This is a genomic window from Microbacterium sp. SWDP-B6 (assembly GCF_059803615.1).
Map to the genome: position 1 here is coordinate 37,220 of NZ_JAPFGV010000011.1, position 26,481 is coordinate 63,700.

25 protein-coding genes are annotated in these 26,481 nt (G+C 68.8%); 4 read left to right on the forward strand and 21 right to left on the reverse strand.

Going from position 1 to position 26,481, the window contains the following annotated elements:
- Nucleotides 1–54: 54 nt before the first annotated feature.
- Entirely contained in the window at nt 55–702 is a 648-nt protein-coding gene (locus tag OPU70_RS13635) for a biliverdin-producing heme oxygenase (RefSeq protein WP_042541577.1), read from the forward strand.
- Between the two features lie 6 nt (nt 703–708).
- On the opposite strand, the gene OPU70_RS13640 is transcribed toward OPU70_RS13635, so the two are convergent.
- A complete protein-coding gene (locus tag OPU70_RS13640; RefSeq protein WP_498558021.1) occupies nt 709–2,103 on the reverse strand; it encodes an ATP-dependent DNA helicase in 1,395 nt (464 codons plus the stop codon).
- 159 nt (nt 2,104–2,262) lie between these two features.
- Between OPU70_RS13640 and OPU70_RS13645 the strand changes: the two genes are divergently transcribed.
- Nucleotides 2,263–3,336, forward strand: coding sequence for a hypothetical protein (locus tag OPU70_RS13645; protein ID WP_498558022.1), 1,074 nt, complete (start codon nt 2,263–2,265; stop codon nt 3,334–3,336).
- Between the two features lie 32 nt (nt 3,337–3,368).
- On the opposite strand, the gene OPU70_RS13650 is transcribed toward OPU70_RS13645, so the two are convergent.
- The 3 genes from OPU70_RS13650 to OPU70_RS13660 form a co-directional block, all read right to left on the reverse strand.
- A complete protein-coding gene (locus OPU70_RS13650; RefSeq protein ID WP_309692002.1) occupies nt 3,369–5,378 on the reverse strand; it encodes a bifunctional copper resistance protein CopD/cytochrome c oxidase assembly protein in 2,010 nt (669 codons plus the stop codon).
- 85 nt (nt 5,379–5,463) lie between these two features.
- A complete protein-coding gene (locus tag OPU70_RS13655; RefSeq protein ID WP_042541574.1) occupies nt 5,464–5,751 on the reverse strand; it encodes an HU family DNA-binding protein in 288 nt (95 codons plus the stop codon).
- A 511-nt stretch (nt 5,752–6,262) separates the two neighbouring features.
- Nucleotides 6,263–6,883, reverse strand: coding sequence for a TetR/AcrR family transcriptional regulator (locus OPU70_RS13660; RefSeq protein ID WP_498558023.1), 621 nt, complete (start codon nt 6,881–6,883; stop codon nt 6,263–6,265).
- A 126-nt stretch (nt 6,884–7,009) separates the two neighbouring features.
- Here OPU70_RS13660 and OPU70_RS13665 point away from each other — a divergent pair, with 126 nt between their 5' ends.
- Nucleotides 7,010–7,837 carry an alpha/beta hydrolase gene (locus tag OPU70_RS13665; protein ID WP_498558024.1) on the forward strand — a complete coding sequence of 276 codons (828 nt, stop codon included), beginning with the start codon at nt 7,010–7,012 and terminating at the stop codon, nt 7,835–7,837.
- Between the two features lie 177 nt (nt 7,838–8,014).
- Here OPU70_RS13665 and OPU70_RS13670 read toward each other — a convergent pair whose 3' ends face one another.
- From OPU70_RS13670 to OPU70_RS13710, 9 genes are all read right to left on the reverse strand, one after another.
- On the reverse strand, nt 8,015–8,839 hold the full coding sequence (locus OPU70_RS13670; protein ID WP_228385594.1) for an endonuclease domain-containing protein: 825 nt from the start codon (nt 8,837–8,839) through the stop codon (nt 8,015–8,017).
- A gap of 498 nt (nt 8,840–9,337) precedes the next feature.
- Nucleotides 9,338–9,643, reverse strand: coding sequence for a 30S ribosomal protein S14 (gene rpsN / locus OPU70_RS13675; protein ID WP_042540535.1), 306 nt, complete (start codon nt 9,641–9,643; stop codon nt 9,338–9,340).
- A 3-nt stretch (nt 9,644–9,646) separates the two neighbouring features.
- Nucleotides 9,647–9,817 carry a 50S ribosomal protein L33 gene (rpmG, locus tag OPU70_RS13680; RefSeq protein ID WP_017203558.1) on the reverse strand — a complete coding sequence of 57 codons (171 nt, stop codon included), beginning with the start codon at nt 9,815–9,817 and terminating at the stop codon, nt 9,647–9,649.
- A complete protein-coding gene (rpmB, locus tag OPU70_RS13685) occupies nt 9,817–10,053 on the reverse strand; it encodes a 50S ribosomal protein L28 (protein ID WP_042540533.1) in 237 nt (78 codons plus the stop codon). Before rpmB ends, rpmG begins: the two co-directional genes overlap by 1 nt.
- Nucleotides 10,054–10,216: 163 nt before the next feature.
- Complete coding sequence (locus OPU70_RS13690) at nt 10,217–12,337, reverse strand: alpha-galactosidase (RefSeq protein ID WP_498558025.1); 2,121 nt, start codon at nt 12,335–12,337, stop codon at nt 10,217–10,219.
- A 72-nt stretch (nt 12,338–12,409) separates the two neighbouring features.
- Nucleotides 12,410–13,741: an ABC transporter substrate-binding protein gene (locus OPU70_RS13695; protein ID WP_042540529.1), complete on the reverse strand. Its 1,332-nt coding sequence runs from the start codon at nt 13,739–13,741 to the stop codon at nt 12,410–12,412.
- 103 nt (nt 13,742–13,844) lie between these two features.
- The gene (locus OPU70_RS13700) at nt 13,845–14,750 is read right to left on the reverse strand and encodes a carbohydrate ABC transporter permease (protein ID WP_498558026.1); all 906 of its coding nucleotides are present in this window, start codon (nt 14,748–14,750) and stop codon (nt 13,845–13,847) included.
- The gene (locus OPU70_RS13705) at nt 14,747–15,676 is read right to left on the reverse strand and encodes a carbohydrate ABC transporter permease (RefSeq protein WP_042540527.1); all 930 of its coding nucleotides are present in this window, start codon (nt 15,674–15,676) and stop codon (nt 14,747–14,749) included. Before OPU70_RS13705 ends, OPU70_RS13700 begins: the two co-directional genes overlap by 4 nt.
- Nucleotides 15,673–17,682, reverse strand: coding sequence for a beta-galactosidase (locus tag OPU70_RS13710; protein ID WP_042540525.1), 2,010 nt, complete (start codon nt 17,680–17,682; stop codon nt 15,673–15,675). The genes OPU70_RS13705 and OPU70_RS13710 overlap by 4 nt, the downstream gene beginning before the upstream one ends.
- 140 nt (nt 17,683–17,822) lie before the next feature.
- Here OPU70_RS13710 and OPU70_RS13715 point away from each other — a divergent pair, with 140 nt between their 5' ends.
- A complete protein-coding gene (locus OPU70_RS13715; protein ID WP_042540523.1) occupies nt 17,823–18,833 on the forward strand; it encodes a LacI family DNA-binding transcriptional regulator in 1,011 nt (336 codons plus the stop codon).
- A gap of 9 nt (nt 18,834–18,842) precedes the next feature.
- Here OPU70_RS13715 and OPU70_RS13720 read toward each other — a convergent pair whose 3' ends face one another.
- The 8 genes from OPU70_RS13720 to OPU70_RS13755 are packed head-to-tail and all read right to left on the reverse strand — an operon-like array spanning nt 18,843 to nt 26,449.
- Entirely contained in the window at nt 18,843–19,538 is a 696-nt protein-coding gene (locus OPU70_RS13720; protein WP_042540521.1) for a DNA-3-methyladenine glycosylase, read from the reverse strand.
- 4 nt (nt 19,539–19,542) lie between these two features.
- On the reverse strand, nt 19,543–21,453 hold the full coding sequence (locus OPU70_RS13725; protein ID WP_498558027.1) for an Ig-like domain-containing domain: 1,911 nt from the start codon (nt 21,451–21,453) through the stop codon (nt 19,543–19,545).
- Nucleotides 21,443–22,234, reverse strand: a complete 792-nt coding sequence (locus OPU70_RS13730; RefSeq protein ID WP_079113782.1) for a TIGR03943 family putative permease subunit — start codon at nt 22,232–22,234, stop codon at nt 21,443–21,445. Before OPU70_RS13730 ends, OPU70_RS13725 begins: the two co-directional genes overlap by 11 nt.
- Entirely contained in the window at nt 22,227–23,234 is a 1,008-nt protein-coding gene (locus tag OPU70_RS13735) for a permease (protein ID WP_042540554.1), read from the reverse strand. The genes OPU70_RS13730 and OPU70_RS13735 overlap by 8 nt, the downstream gene beginning before the upstream one ends.
- 23 nt (nt 23,235–23,257) lie before the next feature.
- The gene (locus OPU70_RS13740) at nt 23,258–23,674 is read right to left on the reverse strand and encodes a Fur family transcriptional regulator (protein ID WP_042540517.1); all 417 of its coding nucleotides are present in this window, start codon (nt 23,672–23,674) and stop codon (nt 23,258–23,260) included.
- Between the two features lie 44 nt (nt 23,675–23,718).
- Complete coding sequence (locus OPU70_RS13745; RefSeq protein WP_200933697.1) at nt 23,719–24,597, reverse strand: metal ABC transporter permease; 879 nt, start codon at nt 24,595–24,597, stop codon at nt 23,719–23,721.
- Nucleotides 24,594–25,448, reverse strand: a complete 855-nt coding sequence (locus tag OPU70_RS13750; RefSeq protein WP_042540515.1) for a metal ABC transporter ATP-binding protein — start codon at nt 25,446–25,448, stop codon at nt 24,594–24,596. Before OPU70_RS13750 ends, OPU70_RS13745 begins: the two co-directional genes overlap by 4 nt.
- Nucleotides 25,445–26,449 carry a metal ABC transporter solute-binding protein, Zn/Mn family gene (locus tag OPU70_RS13755; protein WP_498558028.1) on the reverse strand — a complete coding sequence of 335 codons (1,005 nt, stop codon included), beginning with the start codon at nt 26,447–26,449 and terminating at the stop codon, nt 25,445–25,447. The genes OPU70_RS13750 and OPU70_RS13755 overlap by 4 nt, the downstream gene beginning before the upstream one ends.
- Between the last annotated feature and the right edge of the window lie 32 nt (nt 26,450–26,481).

Sequence of the window (26,481 nt, forward strand, 5' to 3'; positions counted from 1 at the left end):
CGCTCTGAGATATCGGGCTATCGCTCCAGGTTAGGCAACCCTTACACTTGGCACATGTCCGAGATCCTCTCCTTCTCCGCAGCCCTCCGTGAGCGCTCCTCCGGTTCGCACTCGCGCAGCGAGGGGGCGGGCTTCATGTCCGACCTGCTCAAGGGCGAAGGCTCGCGTGAGGACTACATCGCGCTCGTCGCACAGCACTACTTCATCTACGAGGCCCTCGAAGGCGCGGGAGAGCGCATGCGCCGCGACCCCGTGGCATCCGTCTTCCTCAGCGACAAGCTGACCCGTCTTCCTGCGCTGGAGGCCGACCTCGAGTTCCTGCTCGGCGCCGGCTGGCGCGACGAGATCGTCGCTCTCCCCACCACGCAGCGCTACGTCGAGCGCATCCGTCAGGTCGGCGCGACCTGGGCCGGAGGCTTCGTCGCGCACCACTACACGCGCTACCTCGGCGACCTGTCCGGTGGCATCTTCATCGGACGAGTGATGGCGCGCCGCTTCGGCTTCGAGACCAACGGCATCGGCTTCTACCTGTTCGACGACATCGCCGACCCCGCGGCCTTCAAGGACGTCTACCGCGAGCAGCTCGACGCAGCCCCGTGGGACGACGCCGAGCGCGAGCGCGTGATCGACGAGGTGCTTCTCGCCTACCGCTTCAACACCGAGCTGTTCGAAGACCTCGACCGCGCACGCGTCGCCGCTTGAAACGCCTCAGGCCCTGCCGACCTCGGGGGTGGATGCCGCGAGCCATGCGTCGCGCATGAAGCGGCGCACGTCCTCGTCGACCCGGATGTCGCTCGGGCGCAGCGCCCTCGACAGGTAGAGCCCGTCGAGCGACGTGAGTCGCGACAGCGCCACGTAGGTCTGCCCCGGTGCGAAGGCACCGGACCCGAGGTCGATGATGGCGCGGTCGTAGGTCTTGCCCTGCGACTTGTGGATCGTGACCGCCCAGGCCAGACGCAGCGGGAACTGGGTGAACTCCGCGACGACGTCTCGGGAGAGCTTCTTCGTGCTCGGTTCGTACGAATAGCGGAAGCGTTCCCACACGGCCGGCTCGACGTCGACCTCGTCTCCGTCGATCTCGACGCGCACGGTCTCGCCGAGGATCCGGACGACCGTGCCGATCGTGCCGTTCACCCACCGCGGCGGCTCCCCCGACATCGAGGTGTCGTTGCGGAGGAACATCACCTGCGCGCCGATCTTCAGCTTGAGCTCCGACTCGGCGGGCAGCGACGCCTCGCCCCTGCCGAACTCTCCGCTCACCTCGGCCTTCGCCGTCTGCTCCTTGCCGGGAAGCGCCGCGAGATGCCGGCTGTTGATCGTGTTCACGATGTCGTTGCGCGTGGCGAGCGTGATCATCGGCACCTCGCCCGGTTCCGGGTCGGGGGGTGTGCGTGCGCCCTGCGCGTTCAGCACCCCCGCGATCTCGGCGGTGACCCGGCCGTACCGCACCGCGTTCAGCATGGCCTTGAAACCGTCATCCGACTGCCGATGGATCTGCACGAGCTCGCGCACATGCAGCTCGGCGCGGGTGTCGACGGCGAAGAGCCCCTCGTCCTCCTCCGGCTCCTCCCCGCCGGCAGCGCCGGCCCACACCTTGGCGTCGAAGAACCAGAACGAGCGGTAGTGGTCCTTCACATACCGCAGCTCGTCGCCCCGCGGGGGCACGGGAGCCAGCTGATACGGATCGCCGAACATCACGACCTGCACGCCGCCGAACGGGATGCCGCGCTTGCCCCGAGCCTGCCGGAGGGAGCGGTCGATCGCGTCCATGAGGTCGGCGTTGACCATCGAGATCTCGTCGATCACGAGCGTCTCGATCGCGTTGAGGATGCGTCGTGTGTTGTCGTTCTGATCGATGTCCGAGTCGCCGATCAGACCGATCGGCAGCCGGAACAGCGAGTGGATCGTCTGACCCTCGACGTTCAGTGCGGCGACACCGGTGGGAGCGCAGATCGCGATCTGCTTCTTGGTGTTCCACGAGAAGTACTGCAGCAGGGTCGACTTGCCGGTGCCCGCTCGGCCGGTGATGAAGACATGTTCGCTGGTGTCCTCGATCATCCGGAACAGCTCTTGCTGCTCTTCGGACAGGGCGGGAAGCGACACGGTTCTCTCACACGGCTGGAGGCGGGAGTGCACGTTGAGATCGTGCCTCCCCATGCTACGTGGCGCCGCCGCCCGGCATCCGACGGACACAGCGATCACCGCCGACGCACAGCGACCCACGCTCGGCTCCGTCCCAGGCCGCGCTCCTAGACTGACGCCATGCAGCTGGTCGAGACGAAGGCGCCCCGGCGCTCCCGCCTCGCTGCCGATCTCGCGCTGCTCGCAGTGGTCGGCCTGGTGCTCGTCGCCGCTCTCGGCGCAGGCGGGGCCACTCTCTACCAGCAGTTCTACGGCCCGTCGGCGTTCGTCGTGCGGTATCTCGATCTGCTCTCCGAAGGCCGCGCGGCAGATGCCCTCCGCGTGCCGGGCGTCGCGATCGATCGCGAGACGCTCGAGGTCGCCGGCATCGGAGCCACGGCGTCAGAGGCTCTGCTGCGGCACTCGGCCCTCGCTCCACTCACCGACGTGGAGGTGCTGTCGGAGAAGCAGGACGACGCAGGCAAGACCGAGGTGACCGTCTCCTTCTCGGCGAGCGGACACGCCGGCACCACCACCTTCACGGTCGAGCAGGACGGCTGGGCGGGCGTCACCCCGAACTGGCGCTTCACGACGAGCCCTCTCGCCGTGGTCGAGCTCACGCTGCGCGGCGCCGATCAGTTCGCCGTCAACGGCTTCGAGATGGACCGCCGCCAGGTGTCGGCTGCGGGCGCGCAGGCCGCTCCGCTCGATCCCCTGCCGCTGCTGGTCTTCACGCCGGGGCTGTACTCGGTCACCGTCGACACGGCGATCGCCGACTCCGACGGTGTCGGCGTCCTCGCAGACACCCCGCTCGCCACCACCCCCATCGACGTGCAGACCGAACCCACCCCCGAATTCGTCGCGGTGGTGCAGCAGCGCGTCGAGGAGTTCCTCACGGGGTGCACCGCTCAAGAGGTGCTGCAGCCGACCGCCTGCCCGTTCGGCCTCGAGGTGTACAACCGCCTCGCGTCACTGCCGAAGTGGTCGATCACGGCTCAGCCCCAGGTCAGCGTCGTGCCTGACGGCGGGCACTGGAAGATCCCTCCGACAGATGCGGTCGCACACGTCGACGTCGAGATCAGGTCACTCTTCGACGGCTCGGTTCAGGAGGTCTCGGAAGACGTGCCGTTCCAGGTCAACGGGTCGATCACGATCCTGCCGGACGGGAAGGTGTCGATCCGCGTCGGATCTCCCGGCGAGGAGCCGACGGGCTGATCCGCCCCGCCCGCGGCAGTGCGGGCGCAGGGTCAGCGTGCTTCGCGCTCGGCCTGACGAAGGTCGCGCTCGGCGAGGGCCGCGAGCCTCTCGTTGTACTCCTCGAGCTCGGCCTCGCCCGTGCGGTCGGCATGACGGTCCCGACGCTTCTGCAGCTTCGTGTCGCTGCGGCTCCACTGGATCGCCACCGTGATCGCGAGGATCAGGGTCGGGATCTCACCGATCGACCACGCGATGCCGCCGCCGATGTACTGGTCTTCGAGCGGCGACGGGCCCCAGGTGCGCCCCATCGACCCGAACCAGTCGGCGACCATCAGCCCCTCCTGCATCATGATCGCGACGCCGAAGAAGGCGTGCATGGCCATGATCGCGATCAGGGTGATAAGGCGCCCCGGGTAGGGCAGACGGTACGGCACGGGGTCGGCGCCGACCAGGCTCAGCACGAAGAGATATCCGGAGATGAGGAAGTGCGCGACCATCCACTCGTGGCCGAGGTGCTCGAACATCGACCAGCGCACGAGGTCGGTGAAGTAGAAGGCCCACAGCGACAGGATGAAGATGCCCGCCGCGACGAACGGGTGGGTGACGACCTTCGAGAACGGCGAGTGCACCGCCCACATGATCCATTCGCGGCCGCCGCGGGTGCCGTCGTCGCGCTTGTGGATCGCACGGAGGGCCAGGGTGACAGGCGCCCCCGAGACCAGCAGCAACGGGATCGCCATCGACAGCATCATGTGCCCCAGCATGTGCACGCTGAAGAGATACTCCTGATAGGCGTTGATCGGGCCACCCGTGACCCACAGCAGCATCAGCATGCCCAGCACCCAGAACACGGTGCGATGGATCGGCCAGCGGTCGCCCCGCAGGCGCAGACGGCGCACCCCTGCGAGATAGAAGAAGAGGCCGAAGCCGGCGGCCACCAGCCAGAGCACGTCGATGTCCCACGCCGTGAACCACCGGTCGATCGTGAATTCGGGAGGCAGGGGCGAACGGGTGAGGTTCTCCGCTGGCGTCTGCACGAACGCGGCTTCCTCGCCGGTGGGCGGAGGAGTGCGCGCGAGCGCGGCGGCCGCACCCGAGGCGAGACCCATCAGCGCGACCTCGCACAGCACCAGCATCCAGAACCAGCGCGCTGCTCCAGCGCCCTCGAGACGAGGGATCAGGCGGATGCGGTACCAGGCGCCGAGCAGGCCCATGCCGACCAGGAGCACGACCTTCGCGAGGAGGATCGTGCCGTAGGGCGTCCAGAGCTGCGAGATGTCGCCGAAGGAGACGATGGAACGCGCCAGGCCCGAGATCGCGACGACGGCGAAGGCGGCGATCGCGAGACTCGAGTAGCGGCTGACCAGCCGCGCGGTTCCCACGCCGGAGCGGTCTCGCAGGATCACGACCAGCAGCAGACCGCCGAGCCACACCGCCGCGCCGATCGTGTGCAGCAGGATCGAGTTCACGGCGATGTTGTGGCCCGCGAGCTCACCCGAGTGACCCTGGGTCGCCAGCGGGAGGAAGGAGGCGGCGGCGAGGATCGCCGTGATCAGGGTGGGCGTCCACGTGCGCCACGCGAAGGCGAGCACGGTGATCACCGAGCCCATGATCGTGGTGATCAGCCACGACTGACCGAGCGGCAGCTGCAGCAGGAAGCGCCCGAGCTGCTCGCCGAACTCGCGCTCGGCGCTCAGCTGCGGGTTGAAGGCCGCCATGAACGTGAAGAATCCGCTGATGCCCGCGGTGACCGTGAAGACGGCCGCGCCCGCTGATGCCGTGTTGAGGGCGGTGTCGAACGACTTCTCCTCGCTGCGCAGCGCGAACAGCGCCAGCACGAGGGATCCCAGCATCGCCGCAGCCGCGATGTTCATGACGAGCTTGACGATGGGGGTGGCCCAGCGCACGAACGGACCCGGATCCTGCAGCAGCAGCGGCGCCGCGCCCCCGCCGATCACGAGGGCGATGAGCACGCCGATCAATCCGGTCGCGAGCAGGATTCCGACTCCGGCCGCGCGATACGCGGAGCGGCTCGGGGTCTGCACGGCGCGGGCACTCACCCCTCAAGCCTAAGCCGCGGATTCGGGGTGGGAGCACGAAGGCCGCCCCCGACGGATCGGGAGCGGCCTTCGAAGAGGTGCAGTCTTACTTGACGGCAGCCTTGAGCTTGGAACCAGCGGTCACCTTGACGCGGTGGCCGGCCGGGATCTTGATCTCGGCACCGGTCTGCGGGTTGCGGCCCGTGCGAGCTGCGGTTGCGACCTGCTCGAACGAGATCCAGCCCGGGATCGAGACCTTGCTGCCCTTGGCAACAGCGTCGGAGACCGAGGAGAACAGCGCGTCGAGGACACCCGAGACGGTGGCCTGGCTCTGGCCGGTGGCAGAAGCGATGCTCGCGACGAGCTCGGTCTTGGTGATGGACTTGTCAGCCATGTCATCCTCCAGCGACGAGGTTCCCGTCGCATCGTTGGTGTTCGAAGGGCGACTGCCCTCCGTTGGTCGAGTGACCGCCTTGAATGTACCAACCACCACCCACATTTCCGCGTCATTTCGCGGGTTTTGGGGTTTTCGGCGGCGTGTCGTGGTGCAGAAGTGACGAAAGTGACCCCTGTTGTGCCCTGTTGGGCAGCCGAACACCGCCGTTCCGCGGCCCGCAGCGGGCTGCGACGGGTCGACCTCGTCGACTCCGCGCTGCGCTTCGGGAGGAGTCCGTACCGTCGACTCCGCGCTGCGCTTCGGGAGGAGGACTGCGCTTCGGGAGGAGGACTGCGCTCCGGGAGGAGGACTGCGCTTCGGGAGGAGAGATCTGCTGAGCCTCTCCTCCCGAAGCGAAGCGTTCCTCCCGAAGCGCAGTCCCGAGGGATGCTCAGTCCCGAGGCACAGTCCCGAGGCGCACTCCTGACGGATGCTCAGTCCCGAGGTGCAGTCCCGAGAGATGCGCGCGTTAGCGCGGGCCGTGGGACTCGACGACCGAGCGAGCGGTGCGCGCGAATGCCGGGGTGACGCGCTCGTCTCCGTCGAGGTAGCCGCCGACGAGCGCTGCGTCGCGCAGCAGGACGAGGGATGCTGCGACATCGGCGGGGCTCTCGAGGCCGGCCTGCTCGGCGACGGCCTGCAGGGTCGACCGGAACCATTCTCGGTGCTCGTCGATCAGTCGTCGCACGGCGCCGTCGGCATCCGGATACTCCGCGGCCGCGTTGATGAACGGGCAGCCGCGCGTGTGCCTGAGGCGGATGTCGGCGGCGATGCCCTCGATCACCGCGTCGACCAGCTGAGTCGGGTCCGTGACCTCCGCCCCTGCCTGGGCGAACAGCGCCCGAAGCATCTCGTCTTCGTTGCGCAGGTACGCGAGGACCAGGTTCTCCTTGCCACCGAACTGGTTGTAGAGCGTCGCCCTGGTGACCGCGGCCTCGTCGATGATGCGGTCGACGCCCACGGCATGGATCCCCTCTTCGTAGAAGAGCCTGGTGGCGCTGTCGATCAATCGGGTGCGCGCGGCGCTCGGACGCTTCGGGGTCGGCGTCTGAGTCTTCGCCGGAGCCGGGGTGGGAGTCGTGGTCTTCATGGTGATCCCTCTCATCGTGTCATCCGAAAGCGACTTTCGGGAATAGGTTGCAGTAGATAGAACGTTCGGTCTATTATCAGCCTAACGCATCCGCACCGGGCGGGAGCAGAAACAGGAGAAGAGACCATGAACAGCACCGAGAAGACCCCGATCGTCCTGATCCACGGACTCTGGATGACGCCGAAGAGCTGGAACACCTGGGCCGAGCGCTTCCGCGCACAGGGTCACGAGGTGATCATTCCGGGCTGGCCCGGCATCGACGACCGCTCCGTCGAGGACATCCGCCGCGATCCGTCCGCGCTCAAGGGCATCGGCCTGAAGCAGATCGCCGACAACTACGAGCGCATCATCAGAGCGCTTCCGGTGAAGCCGATCATCATGGGCCACTCGTTCGGCGGCGTGATCACGCAGATGCTGGCAGACCGCGGCCTCGGTGCCGCCTACGTCGGCGTCGCCCCCGGACAGACCGCCGGCGTCACCGCACTCCCCCTATCGACCCTCTGGACAGGAACGCCGATCCTCTCGAACCCGTTCGGCCGCAACGGCGCCAAGCCGCTCTCGAAGCGCCACTTCCACTTCACATTCGGCAACGACCTGTCGCGCGCCGCATCCGACGAGCTCTGGGAGGAGTATGCCGTGAATTCCTACAACCGGGTCTTCTTCGAGGGCGTGACTTCGGTGCTCAACGAGAAGGGGGGCGTCACGCACGTCGACTACGCTCGTGCCGACCGCGCTCCGCTGCTCGTCATCACCGGCGAGATCGACCACGTCGTGCCGCCCGCCATCGGCCGCGCGATCGTCAAGAAGTACCGGTCGAGCGGCAGCCCTGCCGTCGTCGAGTACAAGGAGTATGCCGGCCGCACCCACCGCCTCGTCAGCCAGGACGGCTGGGAAGAAATCGCCGACTACGCACTGACCTGGGCGGTGGAGCACGCGACAGCATCCGCCGCCTGATGTCGGGCTCGTGCAGGGGTGGGCCCTTCGCGACGGGGCCGGCCGCGGCGCTCGCCCCACCTCGGGTAGCGCCTCGGGAGGAGAACTGCGCTTCGGGAGGAGAGATCTGCGGATTCTCTCCTCCCGAAGCGCAGTCTTCCTCCCGAGGGATGCAGCAGTGACAGGGATGCGGATCATTCACTCCGCGACGTGCAGTCGCTGCCCGATCGCGGTCAAGATCACCTGTTGCACCTGCGCCCATCGGCTCATCAGCTGGTCGTAGCCGATGCGGATCACGTGATAGCCGTGCAGCTTCAGAAGAGCGTCGTGGGCGATGTCGCTCGTCCGCTGTTCACCGACATGATGGCCGCCGTCGATCTGAATGACCAGTCGCTCACCGATGACGAAGTCGACCCGATGGCCGAGTATCCAGACCTGCGGCACGACGGGGATCCCCAGCCATCTCAGCCGCACCTGGAAGATGCTCTCGGTACCGGAATCGGCGAACTGCCGCGCGTCCGCGAGCAGACGTCGAGCAGTGGGCGGAAGCGGAGCCCGCTCGAGGATGCCGGGGGCGATGAGATTCTGACGCATGGCCGACTCCCAGGTCGCGAGCGCGCTCTCATACGGCTGGCACCCCGCGATCAGGATCAGCGCGTTCTCGAGGGAGTCCTCGCGCGAGTCCGGATCCCGCGGGAACACCGGTTCGTTCCAATGCACCGTGCCGCGGGACACCTTCACATGGCCCGATCGCGCCGGCGCAGCGACGTGCGGCTGTGAGTCGCCGAGCACCCACACCCCTTTCCGCGACGCGAGCGTGACGCAAGTCAGGAACACTCCGCGGCGGGCAGCCGCGAGAAGCATCGGGTCGGCATCCGGCAGCGCGACCCACCCTCGGCGAACAGCGATGACGTCACCTCTCTGGACCGACGATCGGAGCACGTGCCTGCTGACCCCGAGCCGTCTCAGGGTCTCGGTGCGGGCCACGCCGTCGCGCTGCGTCAGCGCCTGTCTGGGGTTCACCCGTCGAGGATCACTCAGGCCCGCATCCGCGATCGACACGGCATCCACGATTCGTGCCCAGCCGCCTCAGACCCCCATCCGTGCAGAAGAGGTCACGCCGCCCTCGGCACCTGCCCGGTACGTCGTGACACCCGACCATTCGACGGGACCTCGCGGCAGCCCCCGGCCCACACGCCCCACACACCCCACTCACCCCCCACGCCCCCACACGTGAACATCCGTCGGGAGGAGGACTGCGCCTCGGGAGGAGAAATTCTCGAGAAAACTCCTCCCCGAGCGCAGATCTCCTCCCGAGGCGCAGAGGAGACAGAACGGAGTGAGGCGATGCCGGGGCGCAAGAGCGGATGCCGCGGGTGCAAGGGCGGATGCCGGGGCCGAGCGGATGCCGCGCAAGGGCGGATGCCGCGGCGGAGCGGATGCCGGGGCGAAGCCCCCCGGGCACGCGAAAAGGGGCGAGGATCCGAAGATCCTCGCCCCTTCAGGCTTGTCTGCTGAGACTTACCAGCTCGACTTGGTGACACCGGGCAGCTCGCCACGGTGTGCCATGTCACGGAAGCGGACGCGCGAGACGCCGAACTTCGTGAGGACACCGCGGGGGCGGCCGTCGATGACGTCGCGCGAACGCACGCGAGCCGGCGACGCGTTGCGCGGCAGCTTCTGCAGGCCGACGCGTGCGGCCTCGCGGGCCTCGTCGGTGGCGTTCGGGTCGACGAGGGTCTTCTTCAGCTCGGCGCGACGCTCTGCGTAACGCTCGACGATGACCTTGCGCTGCTCGTTGCGAGCGATCTTGCTCTTCTTAGCCATTGATCAACGCTCCTCTCGGAATTCGACGTGCTGACGGATGACCGGGTCGTACTTCTTGAGCACGAGGCGGTCGGGGGTGTTGCGGCGGTTCTTCTTGGTCACGTACGTGTAGCCCGTACCTGCCGTCGAACGCAGCTTGATGATCGGACGTACGTCCTGAGCCTTCTTGGCCATTAGAGCTTCACACCCTTCGCCTGGAGGTCCTTGACCACGTTCTCGATGCCGCGGACATCGATCACCTTGATGCCCTTGGCGGACACGTTGAGCGTGATCTTACGACCGAGCGAAGCGACGAAATAGGTCTTCTTCTGCACGTTCGGGTCGAAGCGGCGCTTCGTCCGGCGGTGCGAGTGCGAGACGTTGTGACCGAAGCCGGGAACAGCTCCGGTCACCTGGCACACTGCTGCCATGATGGTGACTCCTTCTATACCGTGAGGCCGGACGGCCTCACCCAAGATCCCTTGTCTGCGCGCCACCCCGCAGCGCCGATCTCTCGGCAGAAGAAGGGGAAGCACGCGAACTACGCACAGGAGTGTGCGCAGACAAAGAGTCAGTTTAGCACGGTCCGTTCCGTCACACTCGCACGGCCTCGAGCAGCAGCGCCGCCCCCGGAGCGAGCAGCGGCAGCGGCACCCCCACCGATCCGAGCAGCGAACCCGACGCCTCGATGCCGGCCCCCAGCCACGCGGGGTCCGAGACCTGATGGCGCGACACCGATCCGAGCTCCTCGCGCACCCGCATCCGGTACCGCTCCCCCGCCTGAAGCCCCGGGATCCGAGTGCGCGGCGTGAACCCGTCGACCGAGGTGCCCAGACGCACCCACGCGAACACGCCCCGCGAGCCGTCCCCGGCGACGACGCCGTGCAGCAGCGTCTCGTCGTCGACCTCGTCGCTACGCACCGTGACGCCCGAGTGCAGCAGCGGCCGCAGCTCGCGATAGAGGGCGGTCCACCGCGACAGCATCTCGCGCTCCTCCGACGTGCACCGGGTGATGTCCCACTCGATGCCGGCGTGCCCGAACAGCGCGGTCGTCATGCGGAACGGCAGGGATGCCGCGCGGTGCGTCGTCTCGGCGATCGGCGGGCCCACGTGCGAGCCGACGAGCTCGGGCGGCACGAGTGTGCCGGTCCAGCGCTGGATCCGCTGCCGTTCGATCGGGTCGTTCGAGTCCGACGCCCACACGCGCTGCGTGCGCTGCAGCACGCCGAGGTCGACGCGGGCGCCACCGCTCGCGCACGACTCGATCTCCACCGACGGATGCCGTTCGCGCAGCGCATCGAGCAGGGCGTAGAACGCGGTGGTCTGCGCGTGCACCGACGCGCGGCCGGTGCGCGGCGACACCGCGGCATGCAGGTCGCGGTTGTGATCCCACTTGATGAAGTCGATGCCGACCTCGGCGACCAGAGCGTCGATGCGCTCGAAGAGGTAGGCGGCGGCATCCGGGTTCGAGAGGTCGAGCACCTTCTGGTGCCGCCAGGTCGCGGAGTCGGGTGACGCCTGAAGCACCCAGTCCGGATGCCGTTCGGCGAGGTCCGACACCGGATTCACCATCTCGGGCTCGAACCAGAGGCCGAACTGCATCCCGAGCCCGTGCACGTGATCGGCGAGGGGGCGCAGTCCGTCGGGCCATTTCGCGTCGTCGATGAACCAGTCGCCGAGCCCCGAGCGGTCGTCGGGGCGCCCGCGGAACCAGCCGTCATCGAGCACGAACCGCTCCACCCCGACCGATGCCGCGGCCTCCGCGAGCTCGACGATCTTCGCCGGGTCGTGGTCGAAGTACACGGCCTCCCAGGTGTTCAGCACGAGGGGGCGCGGCGTGGTCGGGTGCGCGGCGAACGAACGCACCGCCTGGTGCAGTCGGGCAGACACCGAGTCGAGTCCGCTCTCGCCATAGGTGAGGAACACCTGCGGCGACACGTAGGTCTCCCCCGCCCCCAGCCGGATCTCGCCCGGCAGCAGCAGCTCACCTCCGCCGAGCACAGCCCCGTGCACACCTGCGCCCTCGGGCAGCCTCTCGACGCCGACTTCGAGGTCGCCGCTCCACGCGACGTGCGCGGTCCACAGCTCGCCGCGTCGGAAGCCGAACCCGCCGGTGCCGACCGCGGTCAGGTAGGGAGCGTCGTGTCCGCCGCGGCCTCGACGAACCTGTCGCAGGTGCGCCCCGTGCCGCAGCTCGCCCCGCTGCGGGTGCCGCTCGCCGGTCCAGCGACCCGTGTGGTCGAGCACCTCGGTCGCATGTGCGGGAATCGGGAGCAGGATGCGGGCCGCGAGCAGATCCAGCGGCTCAACGCCGTCGGCGGTGCTCGTGACCGACACCTGCGCGGTGAGCACGCCCCCGGCATCCAACGCGAGGTCGAGCACGACCGTGACCCCGGCCCCGGCATCCGAGAACTCCGCCCGCACCGACGTCGCCGTCGACTCCCACCCGACACACCGCAGCAGCGGCGCGCTGTGCAGTCCGCCGCGATGCCACGCGAGTGCCGGTGTGCCCGACCACCCGTCGGCCTCGACGGCGAGCAGCGGGAAGACCCGGGGGGCGTCGAACGAGCTGAACGTCACCGAGCCGGTCGATGACCCGGCGAGCGCCTCGAGGTCGGCGGGATCGAGCGCCGCGCCCCAGTGCAGCAGGCGCGCAGTGGTCGTGTCGATGACGACGCTGACGCCGCCGGAGGTCAGGTGGACGAGTGCGCTCATTGCCGCTCCAGACGGGTCGCAGACGAAACAGGAGGCCCGCCCGTGAGCATACGGGCGGGCCTCCGGAGGGTGTTACTCCTTGACGGGGATCGACGCGGCCTTGAGCGCGTCGACGGTCGCCGTCTGACCCTTCTCGATCGCGTCGAGCAGCGTTCCGCTGCCCGAGACCGCGGCCTTGAACCCGTCGGACACGTCCGAGTAGGTCTGGGTCATGGTCGGGCCCCACGCGAAGTCGGGCGAGACCTGGGTGGCGGCGTCGGCGAAGACGTCATAGATCTTCTGGCCGCCGTAGAACTCGACGCCCTCGGCGTAGACCGGAAGGTCGAGTCCTGCGGTGGTGGCCGGGTAGAGGTTGGCCGCTTCGGCGAGCGCGGTCAGCGCCTCATCGGACGTGTTCAGCCACAGCGCGAACTTCGTCGCCTCGTAGAGGTGCTCGCTGCCCTTGAGCACGGCGGTCGAGGATCCACCCCAGTTGCCGGCGGATGATCCGCCCTCCTCCCACTGCGGGAGCGGAGCGACGGCCCAGTTGCCCGCGGTGTCGGGTGCGCCGCTCGAGATCGAGTTGGCGCCCCAGACGGCGGAGTTCCAGGTCCAGACCTGACCGGAGTTGTAGGCGTTGTTCCACTCGTCGGTCCACGCGGGAACCGTCGCGACCAGGTCGTCGTCGAGCATGCTCTGCCAGTAGTCGGCGACCGTGGTGGTGGCGTCGTCTGCGAGCGAGACCGTCCAGCCCTCGTCGTCGCTCGAGAACCACTGCGCGCCGTCCTGCCAGGCGAAGCCGGCGAACTGGTTGATGTCGGACTGCGAGAAGTTGGTGATGTAGCCGCCCAGTTCGCGGATCTTGACCGCGGCCTCGCGATACTCGTCCCACGTGGTGGGGATCTCGATGCCGTTCTGCTCGAACAGGTCGGCGCGGTAGAACAGCCCCATGGGGCCGGTGTCCTGCGGCACGCCGTAGACGCCCTCGGTGCCGAGAGTCACCTGACCCCAGGCCCAGTCGACGAACTGGTCTTCGGAGGCGACGACGTCTTCGCAGGCGCTGAGGTCTTCGAGACCGTCCTGCACGAGGAAGTTCGGCAGGGCGTCGTACTCGATCTGCCCGAGGTCAGGAGCGTCGCCCGCCTTGATCTGGTTGAAGAAGTTCTGGTACGTGCCGCCGTTGCCGTTGGGGCCGGTCTGCACGTCGACCTGGATCTCGGGGTTGGCGTCGTTCCAGATCTTCACGACGTCTTCGATGCCGGGGATCCAGGAGGTGAACTCGAGCGTGACGTCGCCGTCGGCCGGGGTGCACGAGGCGGCGTCGCCGCCGGTGCCTGAGCTGTCTCCGCCGGATGCCGAGCAACCGGCGAGCGCGAACGCCGAGATGGCGATGACAGCGGCTGCCTTCATCTTCGAATGCTGCATTTCGATCCTTTCGTGGATGCGATGGGGTGGTGCGGGTGTGTGGTGCGGGTGGTGCGGGTGGTGCGGGTGGTGCGCCGCCCGGTCGGTCCGGGCGGCTGCCTGCTCACTTCAGGGCGCCGGCGCCCAGTCCGTTGCGCCAGAAGCGCTGGAGCAGGAGGAAGGTGACGATCAGCGGGATGACCGACAGCAGAGCGCCGATCAGCACGAGACCACGGAGTTCTGGCAGCTGATTCAGCTGGTTGTTCCAGTTGTAGAGACCGAAGACCACCGGGAAGAGGTCTTCGGATCGCAGCATGATCATCGGCAGGAAGAAGTTGTTCCAGATGGCCACGAACTGGAACAGGAACATCGTCACCAGTGCCGGGGTCATCAGCCCGATGCTGACGGTGAAGAACGTGCGGATCTCCCCCGCGCCGTCGAGTCGACTCGCTTCGAGCAGCTCGTCCGGCACCGACGAGGCCGCGAAGATCCGTGCCAGGTAGACCCCGAACGGACTCACGATCGACGGCAGGAAGACCGACCAGAACGTGTTGGTCAGCTGCGCCTGGCTGAAGATCAGGAACAGGGGCAGCGCGAGCGCGGTGGCGGGCACGAGCACCCCGCCGAGCACGATGTCGAACATCAGGTCGCGGCCCGGGAACCGGTACTTCGCCAGGGCGTAGCCGGCCATGGCGGCGAGCAGGGTCGCGATGGCGCCGCCGAGTGCCGCGTAGAGCACCGAGTTCATCAGCCACCGCAGGTAGACGCCGTCGCGGTAGGCGAACAGCTCCGCGATGTTGTCGAACAGGTGGAAGTCGGCGAACCACAGTGGCGCGGTGGTCAGGATGTCGCCGGTCTCTTTGCTCGACGCGACGAGCAGCCACCACAGCGGCAGCAGGAAGTAGACCGTGAACACGGCCATGATCAGCATGGCGCCGGTGCGCGAGATGCCGGACTCGCGAGCGGCCTTTCCGCGCGGGGCCTTGCCGCGGGTGCCCCGGCCAGGGGCGACGATCGACATGGTGCTCATGCGTTCTGCTCCTTGCGCTGCATGTACTTCATGAACCCGAACGACAGCACGAACGTCGTCACGGCGAGCACGACCGAGAAGGCGGCCGCCAGGTTGGTGTTCGGGATGGATGCCGTGGCGTACACGGTCATGTTCGGGGTGAAGGTGCTGGTCACCGCCGAGCTGAACGAGCGGAAGACCTGGGGCTCGGCGAGCAGCTGCAGCGTGCCGATGATCGAGAAGATCGCGGTCATGACGATCGCCGGGCGCACCAGCGGGATCTTGATCGACCAGGCGATGCGCCACTGGCCTGCGCCGTCGAGGATGGCCGCCTCGTAGAGCTCCTGCGGGATCGACAGCAGCGCCGAGTAGATGATCAGCATGTTGTAGCCGACGTAGACCCAGGTGACGACGTTCGCGATCGACCACAGCACCAGGTCGGCACCGAGGAAGTCGATGTTCTTGGTGATCGCGGTGAACGGCGACAGGTTGGGCGAGAACAGCGAGCCCCACATGATCGCGGCGATGACGCCGGGCACCGCGTAGGGCACGAAGAACGCGAGACGGAAGAAGCGCTTGCCCCGCACGAGCGGCGAGTCGAGCAGCAGCGCGAACAGCAGGGCGAGGCCGAGCATGACCGGCACCTGCACGACGCCGAACGTCAGCATCCGCCCCATCGAGCTCCAGAACGCCTCGTTCTGGAAGACGAGCACGTACTGGGCGAAGCCGCCGAACACCTGCTCGGCCTTGCCGAAGGTGCCGTCCCGCTCGACGACGAGCAGCGACTGCCAGAAGGCGTAGGCGATCGGCACGACGTAGAACAGCGCGAACAGCACGCCGAAGGGCACGATGAGGAACGCGATCGCGCCCTTGTGCGGAATCCGTCGGCGGCGGCCCGGCGCCCGGGGCGCTGAGGCGACCGCCGGAGCGGTGAGCGTGGTGGTCATACATCCTCCTTGATGATGCGGACGGCCCCCGCCGGCACGAGCCCGGTGGCGGCGGCGTCGGTGACGAGGTCGTGGCCCGAGGTCGCGATCTCGACATCCGTCGATCCGTGGTTGATGACGAACAGGAACGACCCGGCGTCGCCGGTGCGGCGCACGATCTCGACGTCGGGTCCGGCGCCCGGCGTCGGGGCGATGCCGGCGGATGCCGCGAGCCGCGCGATCAGTCGGCGGTAGTCGTCGCGAGCGGGCTGGGTTCCGAGGAACCAGGCCTCGCCCTCGCCTGCCGCGCGGCGTGTGATCGCAGGGCCGCCGGCGGCGGGGCCGTCGACGAACGACGCGACGACCTCGGCACCCGTCGTCTTGAGCCGTTCGCTCCAGATCGTTCCCGTCGTGCCGTCGCTGAGGGTCACGGACTCGTCGGGACGGAGCGGTGCGAACTCCTCCGAGCGGATGCCGAGCAGCTCGCGGAACGCGCCGGGGTAGCCGCCGGTGCGCACCCGATCCTCCTCGTCGACGATGCCGCTGAAGAACGTGATGAGAGCCGTGGCGCCGTTCTCGACCGCGCGGGCGATCGCCGCGGCATCCGCGTCGCTGATGAGGTGCAGCGCGGGCACGACCAGCAGGCGGTACCCGTCGAGGTCTGCGCCCGGACGGACGACATCGGTGGTGACACCGGCATCCGCCAGTGCCGCGTGCGCGGCGTGCACCTGCCCGAGGTATGTGAGCCCCTCGCTCGGGCGGCCCTCGTTCTCGGTCGCCCACCAGCTCTCCCAGGAGAAGAACAGGGCCGCATCGGCGGCGACTCGTGTGCTGGCGACGTCGCCGAGGCGGTCGAGCAGACCGCCGAGCTCGACGACCTCGCGCCACTGGTCGGAGTCCTCGCCCGCGTGGGGCACGAGGGCCGTGTGGTACTTCTCGGCGCCCTGCGTCGAGGCCCGCCACTGGAAGAAGCAGATGCCGTCGGCGCCGCGTGCCACGTGCGCGGCGATGTTGCGCTGCAGCTCACCCGGGGCCTTGGCGAGGTTGTAGGGCTGCCAGTTCACGGCGCCGGTCGAGGTCTCCATCAGCAGCCACGGCGCGCCCTGCGCGAGGCCTCGGGTGAGGTCGGCGGCGAACGAGAGTTCTCCGCGTGCATCGTCGAGGCGGCGGTCGAGATAGTGGTCGTTGGCGATCAGATCCATCTCGCCCGCCCACGTCCAGTAGTCGAGGTTGCGGATGTGCGCGGTGACCATGAAGTTGGTCGTGACCGGCACCTCGCTGTGCTCGCGCAGGATCTCGGCCTCGGCCCGGTAGAGCGCGAGCTGTTCGTCGGAGCTGAACCGCTGGAAGTCGAGGATCTGGCCGGGGTTGCGCAGCGACAGGGCCTGCGCCGGCACGCGCACGTCGTCGAAGTCGCTGTATCGCTGGCTCCAGAACGTCGTGCCCCAGGCGCGGTTGAGCGCGTCGATGTCGTCGTAGCGGTCGCGCAGCCAGCCGCGGAACGCCTCGGCGCTCGTGTCGCAGTAGCAGAGCGCGTTATGGCAGCCCAGTTCGTTCGACACATGCCAGAGCGACACGGCGGGGTGGTTCCCGTAGCGCTCGACGACGCGGGTGACGACCTCGGCGGCGTAGTCACGGAAGAGCGGCGAGCTCGGGCAGTAGCCCTGACGGCCGCCCTGGTGGAAGACCGTGCCGTCTTCGCCGACCGGGAGGATCTCGGGGTGGCGGGCGGTGAGCCAGGGAGCAGGAGATGCGGTGCCGGTGCCGAGATTGATGCGGATCTCCGCCGCGTGCAGCAGCTCGATGATCTCGTCGAGTGCGCTGAAATCCCAGGCCCCCGGAGCGGGGTTGATCGACGACCAGCCGAAGATGTTGATCGCCACGAGTCCGATGCCGGCCTGCCGCATGAGCCGCACGTCGTCGGGCCAGACGCTGCGATCCCACTGCTCGGGGTTGTAGTCGCATCCGAAGACGAGGCCGCGCCCTGCGGAGAGGGTGGCGATGCGGTCGGACACAGCGGCGGCCATCGGTGACGCTCCTTTGCGGTTCATGTGTGCACGTGCACAGCTCGCGGCATGAGAACAGCGATCGGAATTTCTGTGAACGTGCACACATCGTCGCATGTCGCGGTGAATCCCGTCAAGTCCGGGTCGCTAGGCTGTCGATCATGAGCACTTCCGCCCGTCGTCGCAGCACCGTGCACGACGTGGCGCGCGTGGCCGGGGTCTCGAGAGGAACCGTCAGCCGGGTGATCAACGGCGGCTACGTCTCGGATTCCGCCCGGACCGCGATCGAAGACGCGATCCGCGAGGTCGGGTACGTGCCCAACACCGCCGCGCAGAACCTCGTGCGTCAGCGCACGCAGGCCATCGCGTTCATCGTGCACGAGCCGCATGCGCTGTTCCTCGAAGACCCCAACATCGGCGCGATCATGCTCGGCACGAACGAGACCCTCTCCGAGGCCGATTACCAGATGGTGTGCCTCGTCGTGGACTCGGTGCGCGACACCGAGCGCGTCGCCCGCTACCTCAACGGCGGATTCGTCGACGGAGCCGTCATCGTCTCGGCGCGAGCACAGGACCCGATCACCAAGGCCGTCATGCGACTCGACCTGCCCGTGACCTATGTCGGCCACCCACCCGATGTCGACGCGGCGTGGGTCGGCGTCGACAACCGCGGCGCCGCGCAGGCCGTCACCTCACGCCTCCTGGCGACGGGGCGCACACGGGTCGGCATGATCGCGGCCGCCCTCGACCGGGATTCGGGCACCGACCGCCTCGCGGGCTTCACCGACGCGCTCGGCGACGACTTCGACCCCGACCTCGTCGAAGAGGTGCCGCTGTACTCCTACGCCGACGGAGCCGCGGCGATGACGCGACTGCTCGAGCGGGCGCCGGACATCGACGGGGTCTTCGCCGCGTCGGATGCCGTCGCCGCGGGTGCGATGTGGGCGCTTCGCGAAGCCGGACGCCGGGTGCCAGACGACGTGGGCGTCGTGGGCTTCGACAACAGCAGCTGGGCGACGCGCACCACCCCGCTGCTCTCGACCGTCGATCAGCCCGCCGAAGGGCTGGGGGCCGCGGCCGCGGCATCCGTCCTCGCGCAGCTGCGCGACGATCAGCGCCCGCGGGAGGGCATCATGCTGCCGACGCCCGTCGTCTGGAGAGACTCTGCCTGAGCGCTGGCCTCAGGCGGGGCCGAGAGACTCGGCCTGAGCGCCTCTCCCCCACCGGAACGTCGAGACCGTCGGGTCGCCCGCGATCCAGAAGCGCCAGGGGAACGCCGCGGTGCCGGCCACGCCGGCCACGCCCACTCGCGGGCCGGTCGCCACGTCGGTGATCGGTTCGTCGCGCAGCCACAGCTCGGCGCGAGCACCCTCGAACTCCTCGCCGGTGATCGCGTCGATCCCGTCGTGGATCGGATGCCGCAGCCCCACCGCCTGGCCGAATCGGCCCGGCCCCTTCGCGAGGTCACGCAGCGCCGTCGCCGTCAGCGGGGTCGTCGCGCGGCGGCGCACGGCCGCGGCATCCGCCCCGTGCACGACCTCGCCCGCGCGCAGCAGGATTCCGCCGGCTTGGCCCTCGAGCCCCGAGACGACGTTCACGCACGAGTGGATGCCGTGGCTCAGGTAGACGTACAGATGGCCTGGCTCGCCCCACATCGTCGCGTTGCGTGCGGTGCGGCCCATGCGGGCGTGGGAGCCCGGATCGGCCTCCGGCCCGGTGCCCTGGCCGTGATACGCCTCGACCTCGGTGAGCCGGAGTCGCACCTCGGAGCCCGCGACGACCGTGCGCAGCTCGGCGCCGAGCAGAAGTGGTGCGACCTCGACCGGCAGCCCGCTCAGCTCGGTGCGGGTCGCTCGGTGCAGGGCATCCGTCGACATGCGGTCAGAACTGCGGCGCCGTCTGGCACCACGACGCGTCGAAGCCGGTGAGCGCCACGATCTCGTCGCCCGTGCGCAGGTCGAGCAGGTGCGTCTCGAGGTTCTCGGGCAGTGGCAGCAGCATCTGGTCGTAAGGGTTGTCTGCCAGATCGGGCGCGATCACGACCGCGGCGTACTGGCCGCTGGGTGAGGCGCAGGCCTGCAGGATCGAGTCGGTCGAGTCCACCTCGACGAGAGGCGTCGCGGCTCCCTCCTCGTCGACCCGGATGACCGCCTGCCCGATGGGCAGCCCGTTCTCGTCGCGCGAGACGACGTGGCGCAGCGTGCCGCCGGGGAAGGGCGTGATCGTGATCGCGGAGCCGTAGTCGGGAGTCGACGCCTCGAGCGGCACCTCCGAACCGTCGGTGAGGTTCAGCTCGACCACCGAACCGTCGAGTCGCTCGACGATCGCCGTGTAGGTTCCTCGCGAGATGCCCTGAATGGTCGTCGCGAGTCCGAGGGACTGGACCCCCGCGTCGGTCGTGCGATCGACCAGCGAGAGCGCACCGTCGAAGTCGATGAAGAGCACGGCGGCGCTGTCGGGCACGAACTGCCAGACGAAGATGTTCGCCTCCTTGTCGCCGACCTCGGTCACCACCGGTTCGTCGTCGCCGCTCAGCGACTGCGTGACGAGCACGCTGGCGCGCCCCTCGGTGTCGCTGAGCTCCTTGTCGGAGTAGCTGTAGCCGACCAGGCCCCCGCGGTCAGAGACCTGGATCGCGCCCACGTATCCGACGCCGGGCAGCTCGAGTTCGCGCGGGTTCTGGCCGTCACGGTCCATCACGAGCAGCTTCGAGCCTTCATCCTCCTCGACCGAGACGACGAGCTGCGAGGAGGTCGCGCGGAAGTCGTTGATCCTGTCGGCGGCGAAGACGGGCTGCGCCTTCTCGCCCGTCAGGTCGGTGCGGAAGATCTGGTCGTCGCCATCGGCATCTCGACGCAGCAGGAAGATGTTCGACGCCGGAGTCGAGAAGCTCGTCGAGAGCGTCGCGCTGGGGCCGCCTCCGGCGCCCACGGCATCGGCGACCTTCACGGTGTACTCGGTGTCGTCATCGAGCGGCACGGTGAAGCGGATGCCGATGCCACGACCTGCGGCGTCGAGGGTGAACGGCACCGCGGGTTCGACCGTGACCTGAGACTCGTCGATCGCCGCCAGCGACTGGTTCGCAGTGAGGATGACACGGCTGCCGGAGGCCTCGATCGCCTCGGTCGGATTCACCTGCACCTCGGTGATGCGCGGGCCCTGCGTGAGGCTGACGACGCCGAGTCCGGAACCCACCAGCACGAGGATGCCCAGCACGGCGCCGAGCGCCAGCAGGAATCGGCGGTCGCTCGAGGTGGCGGACTTCTCAGGCGCGGGCGCCTTCGCGGCCCTCTCGGGCTTCGGCTGCTTCGCGGCCTTCTCGGGCTTCGGCTGCTTCGCGGGCTTCGGCGCCTTCGCGGGCTTCGGCTTCTTCTCCGCCTTGGGCTTCTCCGGCGCGGGGGGCGCATAGTCGGTCGAGGAGTGCGCCGCGAGCGTGGTCGTCGACTCGGCATCCGGCGGGACGAAGGTCGAGCGCATCGGCCGCTCATCGCCCGTCGAGCGGGCCACGGGTGAGACGGCACGCGGCCCTGTCGCGAGAGGCGTTTCGTCTCGGTCGGCTCCGCCGTCCTCGCTCAACGAACGGGGAGAAACGGCTTCTTCACTGGTCGTTGAGCGAGCCGCAGGCGAGACGAAACGCGGTGTCGACCGGGGAGGCGTTTCGTCTCGGTCGGCTCCGCCCTCGCCGTTCGACGCACGGGAGGCAGCTGCCGCCTCGGCCTCGCGCGCGGCACGCAGCTCGGCCCGGGTGCGCGGCACCGCCGGCTCGTCGCGGCGCTCGTCGTCAGTACTCATACGGATCCGAAGGCTCGTCGATCGCGGTGACGGTCGTCGGTTCGACGTGCAGCGAGCCGTCGGCATCCGCCTTGACCGTGCCTTCGACCTCGACCCACTGGCCGGTGTCGAACTCTCCGGCGTCGATCGTCACGGGCAGGGTCGCCGGCTGCGCGTCGATCACGCAGTGCGTGATGACCAGGCGGGTGAGGTTGACGCCGTCGGCATCCGTCGGGGTGACGAACCCGGTCAGTGTGACCGTCTTTCCGTCGTAGGCCGCGGTGTTGGTCGCCGTGGCGAACACGCTCGCCCAGTCGCCGACCCCGAAGGTGGCGGTGTCGGCCACGCCGAGGGTCACGTCGTCGGCCCCGGCGAACAGGGCGGTCTGCTCTCCGACCCTCGACATCGCGAGTTCGACCGACAGCGATGCGGGAGGCAGCACGAGCGCGGCGATCACGACACCACTGGCCACGACACCTCCGGTCACCGTGCCGGCCAGGGCGAGGGAACGGCGCGGCGTCGGCGCCGCATCCGCCTCGTGGCTGTCGCCGTGGTCGTGACCGTGGTCGCCCTCTTCGCCGAGCGGCAGCGTGCACGACCAGATCGCGCCCGCGAGCGTCACGACGGCCGCGGCGCACGCGAACCACACCGATTCGGGGCTGATGTAGAGGTTCAGTCGTCCGGTCAGGCCGAGTCCGAGAGTGACGACCGAGATGACCGTGGCGAGGCCGATGCCCAGCCAGCGGGTGCCGAGTGCCCGGGCGCGCGAAGGCGCGTCAGAGGTGGGTGTGTGATCAGACAAGGACGTTCACCCCGATCCCGATCGCGAAGGCGGCGAACACCACCACGCCGACGATGCCGGCGAGCGTGCGGGTGGTGAATGTCGTGCGCATGAGCGCGAGCATCTTGACGTCGACGAGGGGGCCGACGAGCAGGAACGCGACGAGAGCGCCCGACGAGAAGGTCGAGGCGAACGAGAGTGCGAAGAACGCGTCGACGTTCGAGCAGATCGCGACGGTCATCGCGAGCGCCATCATCGCGAGGATCGACAGCACCGGGTTCGAGCCGATGGCCAGCAGCACCTCGCGCGGGATCAGCACCTGCACGGCCCCGGCGAGCGCCGAGCCGATCACGAGGGCCGGCATGACCGCGCGCAGCTCGACGAGGAACTGCGTGAGGCTGCGGCGAACAGGGGTGCCGTGCTCGTGCGTGACGCGGTCGCAGGTGTCGATGAAGCGCTGCGTGAGCAGGGAGTCGGGCGAGGGGTGCCGGCTGTAGATCCAGCCGATCAGGTTGGCGATCAGGTAGCCGCCGATGAGACGCGCCACCAGGATGCCGTCGTCGAAGCCGAAGGCCGCATGCGTGGTGAGGATGACGATCGGGTTGACGATCGGGGCGGCGATCAGGAAGGTGAGCGCCTCGGCGGGGGCGAGACCCCGCATCATCAGTCCGCGCGCGAACGGCACGTTGCCGCACTCGCACACCGGGATCAGCATGCCGAGCAGCGACAGCACGGCACGACGCGCCCATGCGCGCTTCGGCAGCCAGCGGTGGATCACATCGGCCGGCAGCCACACCTGCACGACGATCGACAGCAGCACGCCGAGGATCACGAACGGCAGAGCCTCGATGAGCACGCTCAGCGCGAGCGTCAGCCCGTCCTGCGCCCTGCTCGGCAGGCTCGCGGTGAAGAGCGTCGGCAGGAACCGGTCGACCAGGAAGAGCGCGGCCACGATCGCCGCGCCGAGGCCCACTCCGATCCACGGCGAGCGCGGCGATCGGGAGGGTCGGTGCGCGTGCACCGTCCGTGGAGCGGCCTGGGTGGTCACGCGTTCGCTGCCTCTTCGGCGTCGCGCTTGTTGGTGCAGGAGGCGCACAGTCCGAAGATGTCGACGACGTGTGCGGCATCCGTGAAGCCGTGCAGAGCCGCGGTGCGGTGCGCCCACTGCTCGACGTCGGTCGCTTCGATCTCGACCGTGAGTCCGCAGTTGCGGCAGATCAGGTGGTGGTGGTGACCCTGGGTCGTGCAGGCGCGGTAGAGCGCCTCACCCTCGGGGCTCTGTAGCGAGTCGGCGTCGCCCGCGGCGGCGAGCCCGGCCAGCGCGCGATACACCGTGGCGAGGCCGATGCCGGTGTTGTCGTCGCGCAGCGAGGCATGCAGGTTCTGCGCGCTGACGAACCCTCGCGCGTCGGCGAGGGCTTCGCGCACGCGATCGCGCTGCCAGGTGTTCCGCTGAGCCATACCCACGATTCTAGGCGCGTCGCCCTTGCCGGGCCCTGGGAACGTCAGGCCCGCACTCGTCGCACGCCGCCGCGGGCGCGCTGGATGATCCAGCACACGACGTAGATCGTGAACGACAGGGTCGTGATGTACGGGCTGACCGGCAGAGTGCCCGCGAGCGCCAGCAGGATGCCGCCGACGGCGGACACGAAGCCGAACAGTGCGGCGAGCAGCGGCACGGCGACGGGCCCGGCCGAGACGCGCATGGCGGCGGCGGCGGGAGTCACGAGCAGCGCCATCACGAGCAGCGCGCCGATGATGTGCACGCTGACCGCGACGATCAGGCCGAGCAGCACCATGAACAGCAGGCTGACGGCCCGCGTGGGCACACCGCGGGCGGCCGCGGACTCGGGGTCGAGCGAGTCGAAGCGCAGCGGGTTCCACATGAGCAGCAGGCCGAGCAGCACCACGATGCTGATGCCGAGCAGCCAGCCGAGGTCGGGGCTCGAGACCGAGACGATCTGCCCGGTGAGCAGACTGAACCGGTTGGCGCTGCGCCCGTCGTAGAGAGACAGGAACAGGATGCCGAGGCCGAGGCCGAACGGCATCAGCACTCCGACGATCGAATTGCGGTCGCGGGCCTTGGCGCCGAGGATGCCGATCAGGATCGCCGCGACCAGGGCGCCGCCGAGCGACCCGACGACCACGCTGCCGCCGAACAGCAGCGCCGCGGCGGCCCCGGCGAACGACAGCTCGCTCACTCCGTGCACCGCGAACGCGAGGTCGCGCTGCATCACGAAGACGCCGATGAGTCCTCCGACGATGCCGAGCACCGCTCCCGCGATGATCGAGTTCGCGAGCAGAGCGACGAGCTCGCCGTAGTCCTGGAACGAGAAGACGTCGCTCCAGTCGACCGCGGGGACGATGCCGGTGATGACGGTCATGCGGCACCTCCGTGGTCGTGATCGTGCGCGTGCTCATGGTGGGGCTCGGCATCGGGCACTCCGACGACGACCAGTCGGTCGCCCGCTCGCAGCACGAAGACCGGGGTGCCGTAGAGCTCGGTGAGCACCCGCGTCTGCAGCACCTCTTCGGGGGTGCCGAGCACGAAGCGGCCACCCGCGATGTAGAGGATGCGGTCGACGCGGCCGAGGATCGGGTTGATGTCGTGGGTCACGAATAGCACGGCGGCGCGGCGATCGCGACGCTGGCGGTCGATGATGTCGGTGATGGCGACCTGATTCGCGAGGTCGAGGTTCGACAGCGGCTCGTCGCACAGCAGCAGGGTCGGCTCGTCGGCGAGCGCCTGGCCGACGCGCAGCCGCTGCTGCTCACCGCCCGACAGCAGCCCGACACGGCGATCGGCATAGTGCGCGGCTCCGACCGAGGTCAGCAGCTGATCGACCTTGGCCCGGTCGCCCCGGTGCGGGATCGGGAATCCGAAGCGGCTGCCCTGCACGCCGAGCGCGACGAGGTCGCGGGCCCGCATGCTCGTGTCCGGGGCGAGTGAGCGCTGCTGCGGGATGTATCCGATGCGCGGATTCCCTTTGCGCACGGGTTCGCCCGCGACCGTGATCTCGCCGGCCGACAGCGGCTGCAGGCCCAGGATGCTGCGCAGCAGCGTGGTCTTGCCCGAACCAGACGGACCGAGCACGGCGATGAACTCGCCGGGCTCGACCGTGAGGTCCAGTCCCGACCACAGCTCGCGGTCACCGCGCTGCAGCGCGGCTCCCCGCACTTCGAGCACCGGGTTCGACTTCTCGGCTCCTGCCCGCGCGTCGGCGGCGGCGCTCACGACTGCAGCGCGTCGGCGAGGCTCTGGATCGCGTCACTCATCCACTCAGAGTACGACGATCCTTCGGGCAGCAGCTCCGTGAAGGCGACGACAGGGATGCCGGCCGCGGTCGCGGCATCCTCGACGCGCTGCGTCTCGGCTCCACCGGTCTGCGCGTTCGTGAGCACGGCCGCCACATCGCCGCCGTCGACGACGTTGAGGGTGTCGAGCAGCGTCGCGGGGGCGACATCGCTGCCCTCCTCGACGGCCTCGGCGAACCCCTCGGGCGTGACGTCGGTGAGTCCGGCGGCGGTGGCGATGTAGCCGGGCAGCGGCTCGGTGATGATCACGTTCGCGCCGGCGGCATCCGCCTTCAGCGTCTCGAGGTCGGCCTCGAAGCCCTCGAGGTCGGCGACGATCTCTTCGGCGTTGGCGGTGAACTCCGCCTCGCCGTCCGGATCGATGGTGGCGAGCTCGTCTGCGATGGCCTCGACGACGTGGATCATCGTGTGCGGGTCGAACCAGACGTGCTCGTTGAAGCCCTCGATGTGGTTGTGACCCTCGTGGCCCTCTTCACCTTCGGCGTGATCGTGATCGTGATCGTGGTCGTGGTCTTCCTCGGTCGCGCCCTCCTCGTCGGAGTGGCCTTCGTTGCCGGGGAAGTCGTGCGAGAACTCGACGGCGCTGACCACGTGCACGTCCTGCGCATCCTGCAGCAGCGTGTCGGTGAAGCCGTCGTAGCCGCCGCCGTTCTCGATCACGAGGTCGGCCTTCTGCACGGTGAGCCGGTCGCGGGCCGATGCCTCGTACGAGTGCGGATCCTGCGTGGCCGAGGTGATGATCGAGGTCACATCGACGCGGTCGCCGCCGATCTGCCCGGCGAGCGAGCCGTAGACGTTGGTGCTCGCAGCGACCGTGACGGTGTCACCGGCACCCTCTCCCGCCGCGGGAGTGGTGGAGCATCCGGCCAGCGAGAGCGCGGCGACGGATGCGAGGGCGAGGGCGACGAACGGCTTCTTCATGCTCTCACTCTAAACGCTAATGAGAACCATTA